At 32.1% G+C, this 20,891-nt stretch carries 20 protein-coding genes; 3 read left to right on the top strand and 17 right to left on the bottom strand.

Annotated elements, in window-relative coordinates; translation table 11 throughout:
• Positions 1-121 precede the first annotated feature (121 nt).
• The 6 genes from yycI to Q326_RS17285 form a co-directional block, all read right to left on the bottom strand.
• Positions 122-976 carry a two-component system regulatory protein YycI gene (gene yycI / locus Q326_RS0112040; protein WP_026895621.1) on the bottom strand — a complete coding sequence of 285 codons (855 nt, stop codon included), beginning with the start codon at positions 974-976 and terminating at the stop codon, positions 122-124.
• A 23-nt stretch (positions 977-999) separates the two neighbouring features.
• Complete coding sequence (locus Q326_RS0112035) at positions 1,000-2,436, bottom strand: hypothetical protein (RefSeq protein ID WP_026895620.1); 1,437 nt, start codon at positions 2,434-2,436, stop codon at positions 1,000-1,002.
• A gap of 54 nt (positions 2,437-2,490) precedes the next feature.
• On the bottom strand, positions 2,491-3,024 hold the full coding sequence (locus Q326_RS0112030; RefSeq protein WP_026895619.1) for a hypothetical protein: 534 nt from the start codon (positions 3,022-3,024) through the stop codon (positions 2,491-2,493).
• Positions 3,025-3,131: 107 nt separating this feature from the next.
• On the bottom strand, positions 3,132-4,928 hold the full coding sequence (locus Q326_RS0112025; protein WP_026895618.1) for a HAMP domain-containing sensor histidine kinase: 1,797 nt from the start codon (positions 4,926-4,928) through the stop codon (positions 3,132-3,134).
• 1 nt (position 4,929) lies between these two features.
• Positions 4,930-5,619, bottom strand: coding sequence for a response regulator YycF (gene yycF, locus Q326_RS0112020; protein WP_026895617.1), 690 nt, complete (start codon positions 5,617-5,619; stop codon positions 4,930-4,932).
• Positions 5,620-5,791: 172 nt separating this feature from the next.
• A complete protein-coding gene (locus Q326_RS17285) occupies positions 5,792-6,622 on the bottom strand; it encodes a peptidase MA family metallohydrolase (RefSeq protein WP_051531438.1) in 831 nt (276 codons plus the stop codon).
• A 152-nt stretch (positions 6,623-6,774) separates the two neighbouring features.
• On the opposite strand from Q326_RS17285, the gene Q326_RS19090 reads away from it, so the two are divergent.
• Positions 6,775-7,410, top strand: a complete 636-nt coding sequence (locus Q326_RS19090) for a S8 family serine peptidase (protein WP_284071439.1) — start codon at positions 6,775-6,777, stop codon at positions 7,408-7,410.
• 60 nt (positions 7,411-7,470) lie between these two features.
• Here the strand turns inward: Q326_RS19090 and Q326_RS0112005 are convergent, their stop codons facing one another.
• The 11 genes from Q326_RS0112005 to Q326_RS0111955 form a co-directional block, all read right to left on the bottom strand.
• On the bottom strand, positions 7,471-8,583 hold the full coding sequence (locus Q326_RS0112005; RefSeq protein ID WP_026895616.1) for a sodium ion-translocating decarboxylase subunit beta: 1,113 nt from the start codon (positions 8,581-8,583) through the stop codon (positions 7,471-7,473).
• A gap of 34 nt (positions 8,584-8,617) precedes the next feature.
• Positions 8,618-9,010, bottom strand: coding sequence for a biotin/lipoyl-containing protein (locus Q326_RS0112000; RefSeq protein WP_026895615.1), 393 nt, complete (start codon positions 9,008-9,010; stop codon positions 8,618-8,620).
• Positions 9,011-9,038: 28 nt separating this feature from the next.
• The gene (locus Q326_RS17275; RefSeq protein WP_026895614.1) at positions 9,039-9,395 is read right to left on the bottom strand and encodes an OadG family protein; all 357 of its coding nucleotides are present in this window, start codon (positions 9,393-9,395) and stop codon (positions 9,039-9,041) included.
• A gap of 16 nt (positions 9,396-9,411) precedes the next feature.
• A complete protein-coding gene (locus Q326_RS0111990; protein ID WP_026895613.1) occupies positions 9,412-10,959 on the bottom strand; it encodes an acyl-CoA carboxylase subunit beta in 1,548 nt (515 codons plus the stop codon).
• Positions 10,960-10,981: 22 nt separating this feature from the next.
• Positions 10,982-11,383 (bottom strand): methylmalonyl-CoA epimerase, encoded by a 402-nt coding sequence (gene mce / locus Q326_RS0111985; RefSeq protein ID WP_026895612.1) that lies wholly within the window; start codon positions 11,381-11,383, stop codon positions 10,982-10,984.
• Between the two features lie 15 nt (positions 11,384-11,398).
• On the bottom strand, positions 11,399-12,334 hold the full coding sequence (gene meaB, locus Q326_RS0111980) for a methylmalonyl Co-A mutase-associated GTPase MeaB (protein WP_205687675.1): 936 nt from the start codon (positions 12,332-12,334) through the stop codon (positions 11,399-11,401).
• 35 nt (positions 12,335-12,369) lie between these two features.
• On the bottom strand, positions 12,370-12,765 hold the full coding sequence (locus Q326_RS0111975) for a cobalamin B12-binding domain-containing protein (protein ID WP_026895610.1): 396 nt from the start codon (positions 12,763-12,765) through the stop codon (positions 12,370-12,372).
• 28 nt (positions 12,766-12,793) lie between these two features.
• Positions 12,794-14,470: an acyl-CoA mutase large subunit family protein gene (locus Q326_RS0111970; protein ID WP_026895609.1), complete on the bottom strand. Its 1,677-nt coding sequence runs from the start codon at positions 14,468-14,470 to the stop codon at positions 12,794-12,796.
• 22 nt (positions 14,471-14,492) lie between these two features.
• On the bottom strand, positions 14,493-15,986 hold the full coding sequence (scpC, locus tag Q326_RS0111965; RefSeq protein ID WP_250160340.1) for a succinyl-CoA:acetate CoA-transferase ScpC: 1,494 nt from the start codon (positions 15,984-15,986) through the stop codon (positions 14,493-14,495).
• A gap of 16 nt (positions 15,987-16,002) precedes the next feature.
• Positions 16,003-16,326, bottom strand: a complete 324-nt coding sequence (locus Q326_RS0111960) for a DUF3870 domain-containing protein (RefSeq protein ID WP_026895607.1) — start codon at positions 16,324-16,326, stop codon at positions 16,003-16,005.
• Between the two features lie 105 nt (positions 16,327-16,431).
• Entirely contained in the window at positions 16,432-17,802 is a 1,371-nt protein-coding gene (locus tag Q326_RS0111955; RefSeq protein WP_026895606.1) for an aspartate-alanine antiporter-like transporter, read from the bottom strand.
• A 429-nt stretch (positions 17,803-18,231) separates the two neighbouring features.
• Between Q326_RS0111955 and Q326_RS0111950 the strand changes: the two genes are divergently transcribed.
• Both Q326_RS0111950 and Q326_RS17270 read left to right on the top strand, forming a co-directional pair.
• Positions 18,232-19,839, top strand: a complete 1,608-nt coding sequence (locus Q326_RS0111950; RefSeq protein WP_026895605.1) for a recombinase family protein — start codon at positions 18,232-18,234, stop codon at positions 19,837-19,839.
• 6 nt (positions 19,840-19,845) lie between these two features.
• The gene (locus Q326_RS17270; RefSeq protein ID WP_084489642.1) at positions 19,846-20,535 is read left to right on the top strand and encodes a S8 family serine peptidase; all 690 of its coding nucleotides are present in this window, start codon (positions 19,846-19,848) and stop codon (positions 20,533-20,535) included.
• Positions 20,536-20,891: the final 356 nt, after the last annotated feature.

Here is a 20,891-nt window from a genome sequence, read left to right as displayed (position 1 = left end):
TATATAAAAATTCCCTTATTTTTTAAACAATAAATTTCAAATAAAAAAAAGAAGTCATCTAGACTTCTTCTATATTATTATACTAAAATCCTTCTATTTTTAATATTACAATTATTACATATTAATATTCTTCTAAAAATACCTTAGTTCCATCTGAAAATTCTACTCTCCATGCTGGTACAGCATTGGCCCTTTTAGTGTCCTTTATATCAACCATTTCATGCTCTTTAGGATTAAAGTAATAACATATGGAGATATCTGATATAGTTTTACCATATACCCGCTCATTGGATACAAGCCTTAGTAATGCATCAGGAGCCGATCTAACCATAATCTCCTTATCATTATAATCTACTATATACATCCATATTCTCCTAAATTCTCGTACACCTCTATTATCTATTGTAAACTTCATATAAGACTTTTCCACTAATATATTTTGAAAAACTTTTGTGTATTCTAACATATAACCTTGTTTAAGTTCCTTTACTTCGCTTAATACCAAGTCTTCATCATATATACTGTTATTTTCTAAAAATTCCATAGCTATAGATTTGCTTGTATCTAAATCTATATCAGAAAAACGTTCTTCATCATTTTTATTTTCATATACTATTTCTTTATTATTGTTTATATGGATAGACTCATTATCTTTTATAAAAAAATCTTTTCCATCTTCCTGTATATATTGGTAGTCATCAAAAAATTTATTCACCAATTCTTCCCTTTTATGCTTTGTATCATATGTCTCATACTCTATATCTAATAAAGTCATGGATGGCACTTCTTTAGGTATTGGACTGTCTATCTTTATATCTTTGTCAAGTAAAAGGGCCTTTACATCTTCAACAAAACCTTTTTCAAGATTTACGTAGCTACCATTATAAGTTTGATTTTGCCATAAAACATAAAATAACAACAAATTAGTTATAACAAAAGCTATTATTAGTATGTTTTTCGCCTTTGACCAGTCCATTTATATCCACCCATTCGCTTCTTTTATTTTGCACTCATATAATTTAAAATATCCCCATCCCTCACATCAAAAACATAATCTATATTATCTATATTTATCATCCATACTCCGTGAAGTCTCTGATCAGATTTCTCATCTGCTGGATCATAATATCCTAAAACAATCTTCTTTATGCTTGATAAAATATTACTGATATCAATGTCTTCACCTGTTATGTCTCTATTGCTGGTATATTGACTTTTAATAAAGGATATATTTTTACTAATTACCTCTTCTGGAGATAATATTTCGTTGTCTCTAAAGTCACTATATTTTTCTATATTTCTTATATATCTTTTATAAGATGTTATCTGATTATTAAACACTTCTATTTCTATAGGTGCATCAAAGCTACCACTGTTTGTTGCTGACAGATTTTTATTGGATATCAAAGGATAATCATCAATTTTATAAGAAAACATGAATCTAAACCCTTTAGCACCCTTATATTCTATAGCCTGTGAACCCATGAAATAAGCATTAGCAGGCCATCCATCCTTTTCAGTTATAAATTCTACTGCGGTACTTAAACTGTTATAAAAATCTCCTCTACCAATGGGCTGATCTACTATATTGAAATACTTCAATATACCTGCTTCAGAAAATACAAGATTTTTAGAGCCATACATATATATTATAGACCCGTTGTTCTCTTCTACTCTTCTTACATAGTCTATATCTACATCAAAAAATCTTGATGCCATATTATCTAATTCATCCAACTCTGATAATTGTAATTGATCCTTCAAATATATATCATGAAACACATTTTCCATATTTATAGGAGCAAATACATTCTCACCAGTTCCCAATAATATCTTCCCATAATAATATCTATTATATTTGTCTTGTTCTCTAAATCCATCTACTCTATCTACTAAATCTCCTATATCCCAATCTATATTGTCTATTTTAAAAATTTTACTTCCATTATTAAAAACCACAAATGGTTCTGTACCCAATGAAATATATATTTCATTAACTAATGTAATTTTATCCTGTACAGGACCAGGGGCATGTATGTCTAGCATTTTAGCCAGTGCATATGTGGGAATAGATTGTGGAAACTGCAATGATAAAGACTTTCGATATTTATATTCCTTATAAGTCTCATTATCTATTTCTGATATCTCTATCTTTTCATCATTATTAAATACATTTTCTAATAAATCTTTAGATTTATTCCATAGTACATTATCATAATAAACAACAGTATGATTATTCTTAGAATAAGTAACTACATATCTACGTGGTGATATTATGTCCGATAAAATATAGTTGCTTCTATCATTATCTACCTCTTCATCAGCAAAGGGCAAAATACTACTGTATTGTATATCTACTAAAAGTTGCTGAATTAAAAAAATACTTATGGTAAAAAGAGCTATAAGTGCAATAGTTTTCAATTTATCAACATTCATATATATCAGCTCCAGTTATATACTATTGCTAGGACCCTTTTTAAATCTAATTTCTTAGTCTTCAATACTCTTCTTTATACTTTTCATTAAATTGTCCTTATCTAGATTATTTTCTTTAAGTTCATTAAGATAGTCCTTTGCCTTTTCTTCGTCAGCAACCATTACATGTTTTATAATACTATTTTCATCATTATCTTCAGGATAAACCAATATCTTATTCTTACCTACCTCTAATTTTATCTCTTTGTTAAACACTTCCAATTCCCCTATTTCTACTGTATATTCTCCTATCAATTTTTCTTCAATTGTCACTTCAAAGTCTTCGGAGTCAGTAGATTTTTCACTTATTTTATATACCTCAATTGTAATATTAGTTCCTTCTTTTCCTCTACCAGATAATAATACAGTATCTTCTGATGTAGTAAAATTGTTTTCAGGAAACACAACATTCAATTCTTTTTCTTCTTTTATAACCTCTATATTGGCATCCAATTCATTTGATTTATTTAAATCATCTGTATATCCAACAGTACTAGATGCACCTATAATTATAAGAGCTACAGTACCAGTTATTAATCTCTTAAGCATAATCATCCCCTCCTTATAATACTCTCATGGTATAACTTTATTATACAAAAATATTGTTACAAGAATATTACACAGGATTTAAGATTGAATTACACCTATTATAAAGTCTATGCAGATGGTATCATAATAAATACTTCTGTCCCCATATTCATCTCACTTTCAAGCCATATTTGACCTCCATGGGCCTCTACTATCTGTCTAGCTATAGATAATCCCAATCCTGTTCCTCCTAAATCTCTAGACCTTGCTTTATCTACCCTATAAAACCTTTCAAATATCCTATTCATATCTTCAGTAGGTATTCCTATACCATCATCTTTTACAGATATAATTATTTTATCTTGTTCATTTCTTGCAGATACATATATTTCTCCATTATCGGGGGTATATTTTATAGCATTACTCATAATATTAAGTAATACCTGTTCAAATCCATCTTTATCCACAAATACATCATGGACATTTTCTGGTATATGAATCTTTATAGTCTGTCCCTTCTCTTCTGCAGAAATCTTTATTTTAGTATATGCAGAATCTATAATATCTTTCACTGATGTTTTAACATTTTTCCACTTCATCTGTTTATAATCTAAGTTAGACAATTGCAATAAATCTCTAACTATTCTAGCCATCCTATCACATTCATCATTTACAACATTCAAAAATTGTATAGATATTTCCTTATTATCTATAGCACCATCTATCAATGTCTCAGTATAACTTTTTATAGTAGTGATAGGTGTCTTTAATTCATGGGATACATTGGCCACAAATTCTTTTCTCATATTATCTAATTTGTGCTGTTCTGTTATATCTTGAAATACAACTATTAGTCCCCCTATTTCATCTTTATCATTTTTAAAAGGGGCATACTTGGCCCTATAAATAGAACTATTGGCACTAATAATTGCATTGCCTTGCCACTGGTTTTTTTCTTTTACATAGTCCAATGTAATCTTTTCATTTAATTGCATCATTATATCGTCATATTTATAGTTCTTTATATCTCGTTCTTCTATATTTAATATACTAAGGGCAATAGGATTGGCGTGAAGTATATCTCCATCCATCGATATAGAAACCAGCCCATCAGCCATATAGGTAAATGTTGTCTCCATTTTGCTTTTTTCTCTATATACTTCTGATATAGTATCCTTGAGCTTTTTAGTTAAAAAGTTAAACATACTGGCTAATTGCCCAATTTCATCATCAGACTTTACTTCCACATATTGATTGAAGTCACCCTCTGCCATCTTTTCTGCCTTCACAGTAACGTCTTTTATAGGCTCTGTTACACTTCTAGCTATTAGGAAACCTAATATAACAGTAATAAACAAGGCTAATAATGTAGCCTTTATTAGTATTACCTTAGATTCTGATATAGTATCACTTACGTTTTTTAAATCAGATGTTATATAGATAATTCCTTTTATTTGACCATAGTCACCCATAACAGGATAAGACAAATGCTTTACCTTTGTATTACTGTCCGTGGTTGAAATAACCTTAGAATTCTTTTCACCACTTAATGATGACAATATAAGTTCATTATCTACATTCTTATTTTCAAAGGCACTTTCTCCTACAATTTTACTTATATTACTGGAATTAGTGGCTATAATAGAAGGATCTTCAGAATTACTTATAATATAAATCCTATCAGTAGTTGGAGAGGGCCATCCCATTATAGTTTCCTGTATATCCTCTTTTACTTCTTCCCAATTATCTTTTTGTATTATAGTAGATATTTTTAGTTTTTCTATTTGCTGTTCCATAGAATTAGTAGTTTGGCTTATTTGGTGTTCTTCAAATTTCCTTATTATAAATACTCCAACTATAGCCATAGCTATAAATACCAATAAAAAATAAACAATAATAAACTTCCATCTTATGCTTTTAAACATACTAGGCCCTCCTAAAATAATACCCTACACCTCTTTTAGTGATTACATATTTAGGGCTGCTAGAATTATCTTCTATCTTTTCTCTTAATCTCCTAACAGTTACATCTACAGTCCTTATATCTCCATAATACTCATATCCCCATACCTCTTCCAATAGTTGTTCCCTTGAAAACACTTGTTCTGCCCTAGTAGCCAAAAACTTAAGAAGTTCAAATTCCCTCAATGTAAGTTCTATTACCTTATCCTTCTTTCTAACCTCATATTTATTTAAATCAATACTTAACTCTCCTGAAGATACTATATCTCCAGTAATAGTGCTGGCAGATATCTCTCCCCTTCTTATATTTGCTTTCACTCTAGCTAAAAGCTCTCTAATACTAAAAGGCTTAGTTATATAATCATCAGCTCCTAGCTCTAATCCTAACACCTTGTCCACTTCTTCTTCCTTTGCTGTAACCATAAGAACTGGTGTTTGAAGACTCTTCCTTATCTCCTTTAAAACTTGAAAACCATCTTTCTTAGGTAACATTATATCTAAAAGAATTAAATCTGGATTAGTATCAAATGCACTGTTTACAGCTGCTTCACCATCATAAACAGCCTCTACTTTGTAACCTTCCTTCTCTAAGTTAAATTTCAATATATCTGCTATAGGTTTTTCGTCATCCACTACTAATATTTGCTTAGGCATAATATCCCACCTCTTTATATTTTTATACTTTTTCTTTTTACATTATTCTATAATACTTAAAACTTTCCTCTAAATTTATTATTCTATTCTTATTATAACTGAATAATGTAAATGATACCATTGTTGTTATAAAGTTTTTTATAACTCTAATACCATAATAGACAGAAAATATTTATTTTCTGTCTACATTTTTTAAATCATAAAAATTTATTTTTAAAGCTGCCTTTGTAGATTTTCTTATGTCATTTCCATCTCCCAAGAATTGTAACATATCAATGACCTTATTGAAACCCCATATATCAGTTATATCCTTTACTAGTTCAAATGAATTTCTATACGCTACATCCACATCTAGTTTATTAAAATTGTCATTCAAATCTTTTATATTTACTTTATGATTATTCATATTTTCTTTTCCCCACTCAAATCCTGTAAGTTTATATTCCGTATATAATGCCAACCCCTCAGTGAACCACATAGGGTAATTCCCATTAGTTATATCATCTACTATAAGATGGGTAAATTCATGAACTATGGGCCCTTTTTTCTCGTATATTGTCTCAAGTCTATTATTGTCTTTTACCCAAAGATTGGGATTTAATACATGTATAGTGCCACTATAATATACACCTAATGGTGCATTGCCTTTATTTAAGCCAACTGCATCTAAAAGTTTATCTTCATCATTATGGATAAAAATAATGCTTTTATTCTCAGGATAGTACCTATACATTTGGCATACATCTTCATAGTATTTTTCCAATATTTCTCCTGTAAGTTCAGCTATATGCTGTTGATCATCATATTTTATAATAAAATGTTCAGTTATTAACTCATCATAATCTGAAAAATTGTTTATTATCCTATCCTTTTCTATGTTATTAAAAACAGGAACTAAAGTAGTTTTTGCAATAGATATCAAATTTACATCAATTGCTGCCAAAATAGTAACTATACAAACTACCAATGCACATAATAGTATCATTAGACTCCTTTTATTCATAAAAAGTTCCCCCTTTCTATACTATATATGTATATGAGGGAACGTATATATTATAACACAACATTATGTAAACTTCATTGGAAATTATTATATTTTTTATAATAACTTTTTATATAGATACCGCATAGACTAAACCATAGGAAGGTGATTATATGAAAAGATATCAATCAAAATTGGACCCTGTTATAAGTTCAAAATTAAAATCTAGTTCAAAGGGTCAAGTTCCTGTGATCATAAGGTTTAAAAGTAATAATATGAAAACATATAATAAGATTGCCTTCAACATGTCTGACAAAGTCAAATATAATCTCCCAGTAGTTAGAGGATTAGCTTGCAAAATGGATATTGATGAAATAAATATGATCTCTAAGGATCCTAATATAGAATATATATCCTTTGATTCTAAGGTTTTTGCACTAATGGATATAGCCTCCAAATCAGTATCTGTTGATTTTCCAGTAGAACAAGGGTTCTCTGGGAATGACGTTACTGTAGCTGTTATAGATACTGGAGTAGCTCCTCATTCCGATTTTACAAAGCCTAATAATAGGATTATAGGATTCAAGGATTTTATAAATGATAAATCGACTCCATATGATGATAATGGCCATGGAACCCATGTATGTGGGATTATAGCCGCAAATGGATATTCATCAAATGGTAAATACTCAGGCATAGCTCCTGAAGCAAATATATTAGCAGTTAAAGCATTAGATGAATCCGGTAGTGGGAATACCTCTGATATAGTTTCTGCTATATTTATAAAAATACGACCATCCAAATTATAAAAAACCCCCTGTTTAAACTATGCACTGTAATGCTTAGTCTATCAGGGGATTATTATGTCATTATCCGAAAAACATTAATAATATACCAGCAGCTACCGCTGAACCTATAACACCTGCTACATTAGGTCCCATAGCATGCATAAGTAAAAAATTTGATGGATTTTCCTGCTGTCCAACCTTTTGTACTACCCTTGCTGCCATAGGAACTGCTGACACTCCTGCTGCACCTATCAATGGATTTATTTTTCCTCCACTTAGCTTATGCATAACCCTTCCAAATATTAATCCTGTAGCTGTACCTACTGAAAATGCAACTAACCCTAACACTACTATAAATAGTGTTTGAGGCTTCAAAAATATATCTGCTTGAGCCTTAGCTCCTACTGTTATTCCCAATAATATTGTTATTATATACATCAAAGAATTTTGAGCTGTTTCAGTCAATTTAGGTACAACCCCTGATTCCTTGATTAGATTACCAAACATCAACATACCTATAAGGGGTGCAGATGATGGTAATAATAGTATAGTAAATACTGATACTACTATTGGAAATAATATCTTTTCTTTTTTTGATACCGGTCTTAACTGCTCCATCTTTACTTTTCGCTGCTCTTTTGTAGTCAATGCCTTCATTATAGGAGGCTGTATTATGGGTACCAAAGCCATATATGAATATGCCGCTACAGCTATAGGTCCCAATAAATCTTTAGCCAATTGAGAAGTAAGATATATGGCTGTGGGACCATCCGCTCCACCGATTATACCTATAGCTGCTGATTCTGGCCCTGTAAAACCAAATAATATTGCCCCTATAAATGTGAAAAATATGCCAAATTGTGCTGCAGCACCTAACAATATACTCTTTGGATTAGCTATAAGAGGTCCAAAATCTGTTCCCGCTCCTACACATAGGAATATCAATGGTGGGTAAAGCCCCCGCTCCGTTCCTATATATATTAATTTAAGTAATCCTCCCTTTTCCATCAAACCTGTCTCTGGTAGATTTACTAAAAGCATTCCAAAGGCTATGGGTATAAGTAAATAGGGCTCATACTTTTTCTTTATGGCCAAATATAAAAGACCACATGCTACCACTATCATAATAAGTTCTTTACCTGTCATACTTGCAAACCCTGTGCTATTTAAAAACTCTTTTAATATATCTATCATAGGATATACCTTCCTTTCCTTGTTTGATTCCTGTCTATTCTATAGATATCAGCATATCTCCAGAGTTTACCGATGCCCCTTTAGTAGTATTTATAGATGTTACTTTTCCTCCCTTTGGAGCTACTATTTCATTTTCCATTTTCATTGCCTCAAGGATAAGCAATACATCTCCAGATTGTACCATATCCCCTTCATTTACCTTTATATCTACTATTACACCGGGCATAGGAGCTGTAACACCCTCTCCCCCTTTTGTTGGTGCTGGACTTGGTGCTTTTTTCTTTGCTGGAGTCTTAGTAGGTGATGGTTTAAAATCAGCCCTTGGTGTGGCCTTCTGTACAACTTCTCTATTACTCTGTGAAGCACCTACTTCCTCTACTTCCACATCATATGTGTTTCCATTTACGGTAATTCTATATTCTTTCATTATATTTCCTCCTAACTTTTAATATAGATTACTTTATTCCTTTTTCAATCTGCTGTCTTCCAACTCTTGCCCATACTGGTGTATTATTTTCAACTCTCTTTATAGTCTTAATCCTTATATTTTCTATTGCAGTTGAGGTCTCCTTAGCTATGGCAGCAGCTATAACCGCAACTAATTCTTCTGGATCTTCTTGAGAGCTAGGACTAGATACATCTGGTTCAGATACTCTAGTAGAGCCATCATCTCTAGATTTTTTATTCTCTCTAGACATAACCTTAAAACCATCTAAAATAAAAGATATTATTAAAAGTGTGATAAATACTACAACCATACTAAATACCGTAACCATAAGTGCATCTCCCATGGTTACCTTTGCTCCTAACATTTACATCACCATCTTTCTATAGAGGTATATTGCCATGTTTTTTGGCTGGTCTTTCTTCTCTTTTACTTAAAAGCATATCAAAGGCACTTATAGCTCTTTGTCTTGTAGTAGAAGGCTCTATTACATCATCCACATAACCTCTAGATGCTGCCACATATGGGTTTGCAACTGTATCCCTATATTCTTTTATCTTTTCATTGCGCTTTGCCATTGAATCATCAGCAGAGTGTATTTCTTTCTTGAATATTATATTTGCTGCTCCCTGAGGTCCCATTACGGCTATTTCAGCATTGGGCCATGCAAATACCATATCAGCCCCCAAATCTTTACTACACATAGCCAAATATGATCCTCCATAGGCCTTTCTAAGTATCAAAGATACCTTTGGTACTGTAGCTTCAGAATATGCATATAGCATCTTAGCACCATGTCTAATTATGCCACCATATTCTTGCGATGTCCCAGGTAAAAATCCAGGTACATCTATAAAGTTAAATATAGGTATATTAAAAGCATCGCATGTTCTTATAAATCTTGATGCTTTATCTGATGCATTTATATCTAAACATCCTGCCAATATATTGGGTTGATTAGCTATCACTCCCACAGTTCTTCCATTTAGTCTCATAAATCCTGTTACCATATTTTGGGCGAAATATGGTTGTACTTCAAAAAAATCACCCTCATCTGCTACTATCTCTATTATTTCTTTTACATCGTAGGGCTTATTTGGATTTTCTGGTACTATTTTATTCAATCCTTTTTCTATTCTATTTATATCATCATTACTACTATATGTGGGAGCATCATCTAGGTTGTTAGAAGGTAAAAAACCTAGAAGTCGTCTTATATTGTTTATACAAGCTTCTTCACTATCATCTACAAAATGTGCCACTCCACTGGTATTATTGTGAGTCATAGCTCCACCTAACTCTTCTGCTGAAACATCTTCACCTGTTACAGTCTTTATAACTTGAGGCCCAGTTATAAACATCTTACTGGTCCCATCAACCATAAATATAAAATCAGTAAGTGCAGGGGAATATACTGCTCCTCCAGCACATGGACCCATTATAGCTGATATTTGAGGAATTACTCCAGAAGCTATGGTATTGTTATAAAATATTTTTCCATATCCTGCTAAGGCATCTACCCCTTCTTGTATTCTGGCTCCACCAGAATCATTTATGCCTACCAAAGGAGCTCCTACTTTAAGTGCCAATTGTTGAATCTTAACTATTTTAGCGGCATGCATCTCTCCCAATGAGCCACCTAATACTGTAAAATCTTGAGCAAAAACATAAACTAATCTACCATCAACAGTACCATATCCTGTAACTACACCTTCACCTGGTGCCTTTTTTTTCTCCATCCCAAAATTATTACTTCTATGTTCAACAAAGGCATCTATTTCTATAAAGCTTCCCTCATCTAATAATAAATCTATCCTTTCTCTAGCAGTGAGTTTGCCTTTAGAATGTTGCTTTTCTATACTTTTTTCTCCTCCACCTAATCTTATCTTTTTTTTAAGGTTTTGAAGTTCTTTAATCTTTTTCATTGACATGGCATAATCACTCCTGTTTCCATTATTTTCTTTCACACAATTCTACTAAAACACCATGGGTACTTTTAGGATGTAAAAAAGCTATTTTGGCTCCACCTGCTCCATATCTAGGTTTTTCATCTATCATCCTTATCCCTTTTTTCTTCATATCTTCTATGGCCTTCTCAATATCATCAACTCTATATGCTATATGTTGTATCCCTTCTCCTTTTTTTGCTATATATTTAGCTATTGGACCATCTTCTTCTGTTGACTCCAACAATTCTACTTCGCTATCTCCCAATGGTAAAAAAGCTACCTTAACCTTTTGCTCTTCCACAACCTCTGTGCCTTCAGCTTTAAGTCCCAATACATCTTCATAAAATTTAAGACTTTCATTTAAATCTTTAACTGCTATACCTATATGATCTATTTTAGTGACCACAATAATCTTCTCCCTTCATCTTTTTATAAGATTTAAAATCTGATCCCTAGCTGTATATGGATCCTTATGTCTAGATGCTACTTCCTTTGATATATGGTCCAATTTTTCTCCCAATTGGGAACCCTTAGATATCATCTTCATTATTTCTTCTTCCACTAGATTAGCTATTTCGACCCTAGCATTGCCAAATCTTCTCTTTTCTAATAAATTCTCTGCTACCATATCGTCCATATGGTTTATTATTGTATCCAATAATTCCTCTATTCCTTTATTTTGAGTAGCAACCACTTTAAGTACAGGGGGAATTTCATCCTTATTTTGGCTCATATTTAGCATCATTTCTATCTCCATCATTGTTCTAGATGCACCATCAAGATCACTTTTATTTATTACAAATAAATCTCCTATCTCCATAACTCCAGCTTTAATCGCTTGAATATCGTCTCCTAGTCCTGGTACCATAACCATAACTACAGTATCTACAGTCTTTACTATATCCACTTCAGACTGTCCCACACCTACAGTTTCAACAAATATATAATCTGCCCCATATATATCTAATACCTTTATCGCGCTATATGTGGCTTTAGACAGCCCTCCCAGATGTCCCCTGGTACCCATACTTCTTATGAATACATCTGAATCAGTGGCTAAATCATTCATGCGAACCCTATCTCCCAATATTGCCCCTCCACTAAAGGGGCTAGTGGGATCTACTGCTATTATTCCTACCTTTTTATTTCTCTTTCTCAATGCCTTAGCTAATTTATCTGTAAGGGTGCTTTTACCTCCTCCTGGTGGACCTGTTATCCCTATTACATGGGCTTTACCTGTATATTTATAAAGCTTTTTTACTATCTCTATACCCTGTTGTTCATTATTCTCTACCATAGAAATAAGTCTAGCACAGGCTCTTTTATCCCCCTCTAAAATTCTTTTTTCTATGTTCAATATTTAAGCACCACCTTATTCAAGTACTTTACTCATCAATTCTTAATTTGGGACTTTATAAATTCTATAACATCAGTTGTAGGAGTTCCCGGTGTGAAAATGGCCTTTATACCAACCTTTTTAAGTTCTGGAATATCATCTTCAGGAATTACCCCTCCACCTATTACCAAGATATCTTCAGCATTTTCTTTTTCAAGTAAATCTACTACCTTTGGAAATAAATGATTATGTGCTCCTGATAATATACTCATAGCTACTACATCAACATCTTCTTGTATTGCTGCTGCTACTATCTGTTCTGGGGTCTGTCTAAGACCAGTATATATAACCTCCATACCTCCATCTCTAAGTGCTCTAGCTATCACTTTTGCACCTCTATCATGTCCATCTAGTCCAGGTTTTGCAACTAATACTCTTATAGGTCTATCCATTACTTTTTCCCTCCTAACTCTTATATATTTATAATCTTACTGATTGTTCATATTCTCCAAATACATCTCTCATTACTCCACATACCTCTCCTAGAGTAGCATAAGCTTTAACTGCATCTATAATAAATGGCATTACATTCTTATCGGTTTCACATGCATTTTTTAATGCATCCAATCTCTCTTTAACAGTATTATTATCCCTTTCATCTCTTAATTCTTTTAATCCTTTTTTCTTATTCTCTCCAACAGTGGGGTCTACCTTCAATAGCCCTTTAGGCGATCCTTCTTCCACCTTAAATCTATTTACTCCTACCACTATCCTCTCATCAGATTCCACTTCTTTTTGATATCTATATGCAGCGTCCATTATTTCCTGTTGAATATATCCCATATCAATAGCCTTGGGTGCTCCTCCCAATTCATCTATTTTTTTGATGTATTCCATGGCCTTTTCTTCTATTTCGCTAGTCTTTGATTCTATATAATATGATCCTGCCAATGGATCTATGGTATTAGTCACACCACTTTCATGGGCTACTATTTGTTGAGTTCTCAATGCTATCCTTACTGATTCTTCACTAGGTAATGCCAATGCCTCATCTCTAGAATTCGTATGCAACGATTGAGTTCCTCCTAATACTGCTGCCAATGTCTGTATAGCAACCCTAACTATATTGTTATCAGGTTGTTGGGCTGTTAAAGTAGAACCAGCTGTCTGGGTATGGAATTTCAACATCATAGATTTTTTCTTTTTAGCATTAAATCTATCTCTCATTATCCTAGCCCATAATCTTCTAGCTGCTCTAAATTTAGCTACTTCTTCTAACAAATCATTGTGGGCATTAAAGAAAAAAGATAACCTTGGAGCAAAATCGTCCACATCCAATCCTGCCTTTATAGCTGCATCAACATAAGCTATACCATCTGCCAATGTGAAAGCAACTTCTTGTGGTGCCGTAGAACCAGCTTCCCTTATATGATACCCACTAATACTTATGGTGTTCCATTTAGGTACATTCTTAGAACAATATTCAAATATATTTGTTATAAGTCTCATAGATGGTTCTGTTGGGAATATATATGTTCCCCTAGCAATATATTCTTTAAGTATATCGTTTTGTATAGTTCCTCTGAGTTTATCAGAAGATACTCCTTGCTTTTCTGCTACTGCTATATACATAGCTAAAAGTACCGATGCAGGTGCATTTATTGTCATAGATGTACTGACTTTATCCAAAGGTATGCCATCAAACAATGTCTCCATATCCTTTAATGAATCAATGGCTACACCTACCTTGCCTACCTCACCTTCTGCCAAAGGATGATCCGAATCATATCCTATCTGGGTTGGAAGGTCAAATGCTACACTTAATCCTGTCTGACCTTGTTCCAAAAGGTATTTATATCTTTCATTAGATTCTTTTGCTGTAGCAAATCCCGCATACATTCTCATTGTCCATAATCTACCCCTATACATAGTTGGCTGTACACCCCTTGTATAAGGATATTGACCAGGATACCCTAAATCTTCATTGTAATCCATATCTCCTACATCCTCAGCAGTATAGATTCTATTGTTATCTAATCCTGATACTGAGCTAAAATCTTCCCTTCTCTCAGGAAATCTAGATATGGCTTTATCCACAGTCTTTTGCCATTCTTTTTTTGATTGAGAAATTTCTTTTAATTTTTCTTTGTCATACATTTTATTAAGCCTCCTCTTACTTTTATTTCATAGAACCAGTTTCTAAAAACTTCTTATGCCAAGATAATGCCTTACCTATCTCATGAGGTGTATGTTTATATTTACCCTTAAGGGCATCTTTATAATAGTCCTTAAGTAAGTCTTTATATTGTGGATGGACACATTTTTCGATAATAACTTTGGCCCTTTCTTTAGGACTCAGCCCTCTAATATCTGCTATACCTTGTTCCGTTACTATAATATCCACATCATGCTCTGTATGGTCATGGTGGGATACCATAGGTACTATAGAAGATATATCTCCATCCTTTGCTATAGACTGTGTAGTAAATATGGTTAGATAAGCATTTCTGGCAAAATCTCCAGATCCTCCTATACCATTCATCATTCTGCTTCCCATTATATGTGTAGAATTTACATTTCCATATATATCTGCTTCTATAGCTGTATTTATAGCTATAATTCCCAATCTCCTTATAACTTCAGGATTATTACTGATTTCTTGAGGTCTAAGCATTATTTTATTTCTATACCTATCTATATCTTTATAGAAACTCCCTAATCTTTCAGGAGATATAGTAATAGATGTAGCTGAAGCAAAGTTAAACTTTTGTGCATCTAATAAGTCCAACACTGAATCTTGTAAGACCTCGGAGTAGAAATATAGATTCTCAAATTTTGAGTCTACTAATCCTCCTAATACAGCATTGGCCACACTACCTACTCCCGACTGTAATGGTAATAAATTCTCAGGCAATCTATTTTTAGCAACTTCATTTTCGAGAAAATCTATTAAATGCCCTGCCATTTTTTTAGAAGTCTCATCTATCGGTGCTACAGGTCTAGTTTTATCTTTTATATCTGTAAAAACTATTGCATCTATTTTTTGTGGATCACAAGGGATATATGTACTCCCTATTTTTTCATTAGGCTTAACCAACGGAATTGGTAATCTATTTGGAGGATTATCAGGTGTATATATATCGTGAATTCCTTCTAATTCCATGGGTTGACTAGTATTTATTTCTACTATTACTTTCTTAGCATTTTTAACAAATACATTTGAATTTCCTATGGATGTAGTAGGAATTATCCCTCCATCTTCTCTTATTGCTAAGGCCTCTACAAGGGCTATATCTATATCTCCAAAGAAACCATAATTAACCCATTGTGGCACATGACTTAAATGCATATCACTATATTCTATAGTGCCATCATTTATTCCACCCCTAGAATATTTGTTAGTTTGATATGGATATCTCCTTCTCATTACACCAGACCTAGATAAAGCTCCATCTAATTCATCTCCTACCGATGCACCAGTAATTATAGTAAGATTTAAATCCTCGTCTTCTTCACCTCTTTTAGCCAATGCCAATGGTACTGCCTTAGGATATCCTGCAGGAGTAAATCCACTAGTCCCTACTGTCATATCCTTCTTAAATAATAGTGCAGCATCCTCAGCACTCATTACCTTATCTTCCATCCATTTTCCCCTTAATCTCTCACTTTGCAACTCTATCGCTCCTTTCTTACAATAACCGTCCCTTTATCTGTTTATAATTTTTATAACAAATTCTTAAAGCAGTTATTAAAGCTTTTTTAGCAGAGCCAAAATATTGATCTATTATTTTATGTTCTATATCACTTAAACAATTTAAGTTTTCTCCTACTAATAGATCTCTTATAAATTCATGAGCAACCCTAGTAGATAATGTACAATCTGCATCTAATATCTCACCAGTCTCCTTGTCTAGTAATATACCTAATGCTATTATCCTATATAGCTCCCATGCAGTAATGCCCTCAGGTAGTTTAGCATACCCTGTTAAAAATATAGTCCTTTTGTCTGTCATACATAATCCCACCCTTTTAATTCAAGTTTACCTTTTATTTCTATAAACTTGTATTATATACCTCTGTTTAAATATTAAATATGGTTAATATTTTAAAAAGGTTAATTACATGGGTAGATTGTGAAGAACTATTGTAAATATAACCATACCTAACAATGCAAATGGATATGTTGCTCCATATCCTGCAGCTGGTTCATCGCTGCCCACTGCTTCTATTGCAGCTCCTAATCCTGGTGTAGATGTCATTCCTCCACATATTGCCCCTGAAAGCATTATCCAATTTATCTTTAGCACCCATCTACCTATAAAAAATCCTGCTAACATAGCAACTAAACCCACTACTAATCCTACCAATGCTAAGTATGCTCCAGAACCAAAAATGGAATCAAAAACTTTATATCCATATCTTAATCCCACTATAGCTAGAAAGAAAGCCAATGCCAATTGTCTAATAATACTTAATATTTTATTGTCCATTCTAAAGTTTATAAACCCTATTTTTCCTATATAGCCTAATGCCAATGCTCCCAATAAAGCTCCTCCTGTAGAACCTAGACTAAAATGACCCAATGGACCTAAATATATTTGAATCTGTCCCAAGGTATATCCTAAAAAACAAGCTAATGCAAATCCTAGTAAATCAAAATTTACTGTTGGAATATTTTTTTTGCTTGTTTGAGCCTGCATTTCACTCATTTCTCTTCTATATATTTCCATCTCCTTCTTGACATCTATGCCAAAAATTTTAGGAAAAAAGTTCACTGCAAATATCACTACTATTACACCAAATGGATAACCAATAGCATGCCCTACTCCTATCCCAGCCTCTGCATTTTTAATAAATATCTCTTTGTTTTCCTTAGTCAGCTCAACATTAGGAATATCTGATTCATCAACCTCTCTATTTATGCTATTAAAAATATATTTTTTATCTTCTACACTAAGCTCATCGAAAGTCTCTACTTTCCTTGTTGCATGACCTTTAGCTGTTTCTATTGCTGCCGCTAAACCAGGAGAACTAGTTAATGCTCCAGTATATACTCCTGATACCTCGTATGGGTCAGAGTTTGCATTTAAAAAAGTCATCCCATAGGTTGCAGCTGCCCCTAAAAGAGTAATAGCAAATCCTAAAATCACAAATTTTGCTCCAAATTTTTTTAATACTATTCCCATATCTTTTGCTGCCAATAAACCAACAGAGACAACAAACAATATAAGGAATATAGTAAAGAATTCTTTTGGTATTACGCCTACAGATATCATGCTTTGGACATATTCAAAGCCCTTCTCCCCTTCAGTTATTGTATTTCCAAAACTGTAAACACCCCACCCTATTACTAAACCTGTAAAAAGTGTTCCTGATATACCAAAATTAAATTTACCAAATTTTATTTTGCCAAACATTATGCCGGTAAAAACTGCTACAAACATCAAAATATATGGACTAGTTAACCATGATATAAAATTAAAATTCAATCTCCCCCACTCCTTTGAAACATTTATTTTTTTATTTATAATTAAAAAGCTGCAGCTTTAAAATTCTCATAAAAACTATTTTATTTTGCCCTTTAATCTTGAATTATAATTTTGGGGTATACTATAAATGGTTAACTATTTTATTCAAAATATACATTCTATTTCATACTTTAGAATGTTTAATATTGGAAAATAAAAAACACGGTAAAATGCAGAGAGAGATCCTTCTCTACATTTTACCGTGTTTTAACTACTCAAAAAATAAAGGGCTTCTTTATTTCTATAGTTAATTGGTAATCTTATTATTATTTTCAATTTCATTATAACTCAATCTTAAATAAATTTCAAGAATTATATGAAAATGTTTTCTTGTTCTTCTTAATCTATAACTGAATGAATAGTATTAATATAGAAATGGAGGAGATATTCTTGTCAATAATTGCAATTTACAGCAGAAAATCACGATATACAGACAAGGGTGAATCTATAAAAAACCAAATAGATTTTTGTAAAAACTATTGTGCTACTCATTTTACAGTAGATAAATTTATAATTTATGAAGATGAAGGCTTTTCTGGCGGGACTACTGATAGGCCTATGTATAATAAAATGTTGAATGATGCTAAAAAAAAGGCTTTTGACATACTCATTTGTTACCGCCTTGATAGAATAAGTAGAAATATTTCTGATTTTACCCATGTTATAGATATGCTTCAAAAAAACAATATTGACTTCATATCTATAAAGGAACAATTTGACACATCTACTCCCATGGGCCGAGCAATGATGTATATAGCTGGAGTTTTTGCACAATTAGAGAGGGAAACCATAGCTGAAAGAATAAAGGATAATATGCTACAATTAGCACGTACTGGTAGATGGTTAGGAGGTATAACACCAACAGGCTATGAATCTAAAAAGATTCCCTATCTTGATAAGTACGGACAAGAAAAATATATGTATACCTTATATGAAAATGAAAAAGAACTAGTTATAGTTAATAAGCTTTTTGAAAAATATTTAGAAACAAATAGCCTAAGAAAGGTAGCCAATTGGTCTAAATCACTAAACCTTAAGACAACAAATGGTAACTTCTTCAATATAACTACCATAAAAGGAATATTATCAAATATGGTTTATGTAAAAGCTGATGATGATATCTACAACTATTGTATACAAAAAAATATGGATATCGCATCCGATAAAAATGAATTCGATTCTAAAAAAGGTCTAATGGTTTACAATAAAAACCTGGAACGCAAAGGAAAAGCTAATACATTAAAAAAGACTTCTGACTGGATAGTAGCAGTAGGAATACATAGAGGTATTATCTCAGGAAAAGATTTTATAAGAGTTCAACAAATATTGCATAAAAATGCAATTAAGTCAAAAAGACTGGGTACTGGTAAATTAGGATTAATTAATCATATCCTAGTTTGTAATAACTGTGGAAATTCATTCAGAATAATTTATGGTAAAAAAAGAAAAGATGGATCCAGATTATATTATTATAAATGTAGAACTAAAGAATATAATGGCAAAGATTCATGTAATATAAAAAATATAAATGGAGAATTGGCAGACAAAAAGGCATTGGAATCGATTAATACTTTGAAAATAAATTTCAATATTTGTGTTGATACACTTATTTCAATGAGAGAAAAAATATTTGACAATAATTATTCCAGTCCAATAATCACACTAAATAAAAATATAGAAAAGTACAAAAATATGATTGATAAATTGACCATTGAACTAACACAAAATAATGATTCTCCTTCCATTAAATATATAATTGAAAAGATTGAAAAATTAGATAAAAAAATCAGCGAAGAAAGATCTAGACTCAAAAAAATTGAAACACAATATAAAAATATCAGTTCTGAATTTTTAAAGGAATTAGTTGATTGCATAATAACAAATACAATATATACTAATCTATCATTCTCAGAAAAAAAGTGCCTAATAGAAAAAATAGTTAATAAAATTATATGGGATGGAGAAACATTGATTTTTTATTTAAAAAATAGTAGTTAATGACATATAGCTTCTGCTATACAATGGGTAATAGATACAAAAGACGTCTATAATACTAAAATTTTAAATTTATCTTTAGGAAGTCCAGCTAATAGTTCCTATAGGTCCGATCCTTTGGCTAAAGCCGTAGATGAAGCAATAAAATCCGGTATCACCGTAGTAGTGGCTGCTGGAAATAGTGGACCTGCAAAAAAAACTATATTATGTCCAGGGAATAGTCCCCATGCTATAACTATAGGTGCTGTAGATGATAAGCGTACTCCAGAAGTATCTGATGATTCAATAGCTTCTTTTTCCAGTAGAGGCCCTACCAAAGAAGGTATTAGAAAACCAGATTTAGTTGCACCTGGAGTAGATATAGTATCCACATCCAATAAAAATACTAAAAGTTATATCGCGCTAAGCGGTACATCCATGGCTACACCTATAGTATCAGGCACATGTGCATTATTATATGAAAGAGATGATTCCCTTACACCAAGGGAAGTAAAATATTTACTGAAAAGCTCTTGCATATCATTAAATGACAGACAAGAAAATCAAGGAGCAGGGATTTTAAACTTAAAAAATTTATTTGATAAGGATATAAGCCATATTCCACCTCAAAGTCCTAATCCAAGTGAACAATATGAAATTCAATCTAGTAATTTTATCCCTTATATTTTATTATTCCTTCTCCTTAGCAAAAAGATATAAAGGGGCTGCTTCATAACTGATTAATCAGTTATGAAACGCCTCTTTTATTATGTTCAAGTTAACAACTGAGGTACCTAAGTTTCAATAAATTCAAATATATTTTTCTTAGCCTAATTTTAGGTATAGCAAACAAAACTTAAATATTTTTAAGTTTTATTCTATTTATTCTATTTTTTATAATTAAATTGCCTCTTTATATTTCACGAAACCCAGTTTATTAGATTTCATTTTATTACTTAATTTTTTTATATTTATGGCAAAACTTAATAATTTCATCTCTGCAACGATTTTTTCCATGCTCCTATGTCTAAATCTTAAATATCTCATTCCTGATTTTATATATGAAAATATTCCTT

The organism is Clostridiisalibacter paucivorans DSM 22131 (assembly GCF_000620125.1).
In the GTDB taxonomy this organism is placed as follows: Bacteria; Bacillota; Clostridia; order Tissierellales; family Clostridiisalibacteraceae; genus Clostridiisalibacter; species Clostridiisalibacter paucivorans.
The sequence above is the reverse complement of the archived record's forward strand: the minus strand, read 5'-3'. Positions and strand labels throughout refer to the sequence as shown.

What these genes read in the sequence shown, in the direction of transcription:
- yycI (WP_026895621.1), bottom strand. Translation starts at nt 976, where the DNA reads ATGGACTGGTCAAAGGCGAAAAACATACTAATAATAGCTTTTGTTATA.
- Q326_RS0112035 (WP_026895620.1), bottom strand. Translation starts at nt 2,436, where the DNA reads ATGAATGTTGATAAATTGAAAACTATTGCACTTATAGCTCTTTTTACC.
- Q326_RS0112030 (WP_026895619.1), bottom strand. Translation starts at nt 3,024, where the DNA reads ATGCTTAAGAGATTAATAACTGGTACTGTAGCTCTTATAATTATAGGT.
- Q326_RS0112025 (WP_026895618.1), bottom strand. Translation starts at nt 4,928, where the DNA reads ATGTTTAAAAGCATAAGATGGAAGTTTATTATTGTTTATTTTTTATTG.
- yycF (WP_026895617.1), bottom strand. Translation starts at nt 5,619, where the DNA reads ATGCCTAAGCAAATATTAGTAGTGGATGACGAAAAACCTATAGCAGAT.
- Q326_RS17285 (WP_051531438.1), bottom strand. Translation starts at nt 6,622, where the DNA reads ATGAATAAAAGGAGTCTAATGATACTATTATGTGCATTGGTAGTTTGT.
- Q326_RS19090 (WP_284071439.1), top strand. Translation starts at nt 6,775, where the DNA reads ATGAAAAGATATCAATCAAAATTGGACCCTGTTATAAGTTCAAAATTA.
- Q326_RS0112005 (WP_026895616.1), bottom strand. Translation starts at nt 8,583, where the DNA reads ATGATAGATATATTAAAAGAGTTTTTAAATAGCACAGGGTTTGCAAGT.
- Q326_RS0112000 (WP_026895615.1), bottom strand. Translation starts at nt 9,010, where the DNA reads ATGAAAGAATATAGAATTACCGTAAATGGAAACACATATGATGTGGAA.
- Q326_RS17275 (WP_026895614.1), bottom strand. Translation starts at nt 9,395, where the DNA reads ATGTTAGGAGCAAAGGTAACCATGGGAGATGCACTTATGGTTACGGTA.
- Q326_RS0111990 (WP_026895613.1), bottom strand. Translation starts at nt 10,959, where the DNA reads ATGTCAATGAAAAAGATTAAAGAACTTCAAAACCTTAAAAAAAAGATA.
- Q326_RS0111975 (WP_026895610.1), bottom strand. Translation starts at nt 12,765, where the DNA reads ATGGATAGACCTATAAGAGTATTAGTTGCAAAACCTGGACTAGATGGA.
- Q326_RS0111970 (WP_026895609.1), bottom strand. Translation starts at nt 14,470, where the DNA reads ATGTATGACAAAGAAAAATTAAAAGAAATTTCTCAATCAAAAAAAGAA.
- Q326_RS0111960 (WP_026895607.1), bottom strand. Translation starts at nt 16,326, where the DNA reads ATGACAGACAAAAGGACTATATTTTTAACAGGGTATGCTAAACTACCT.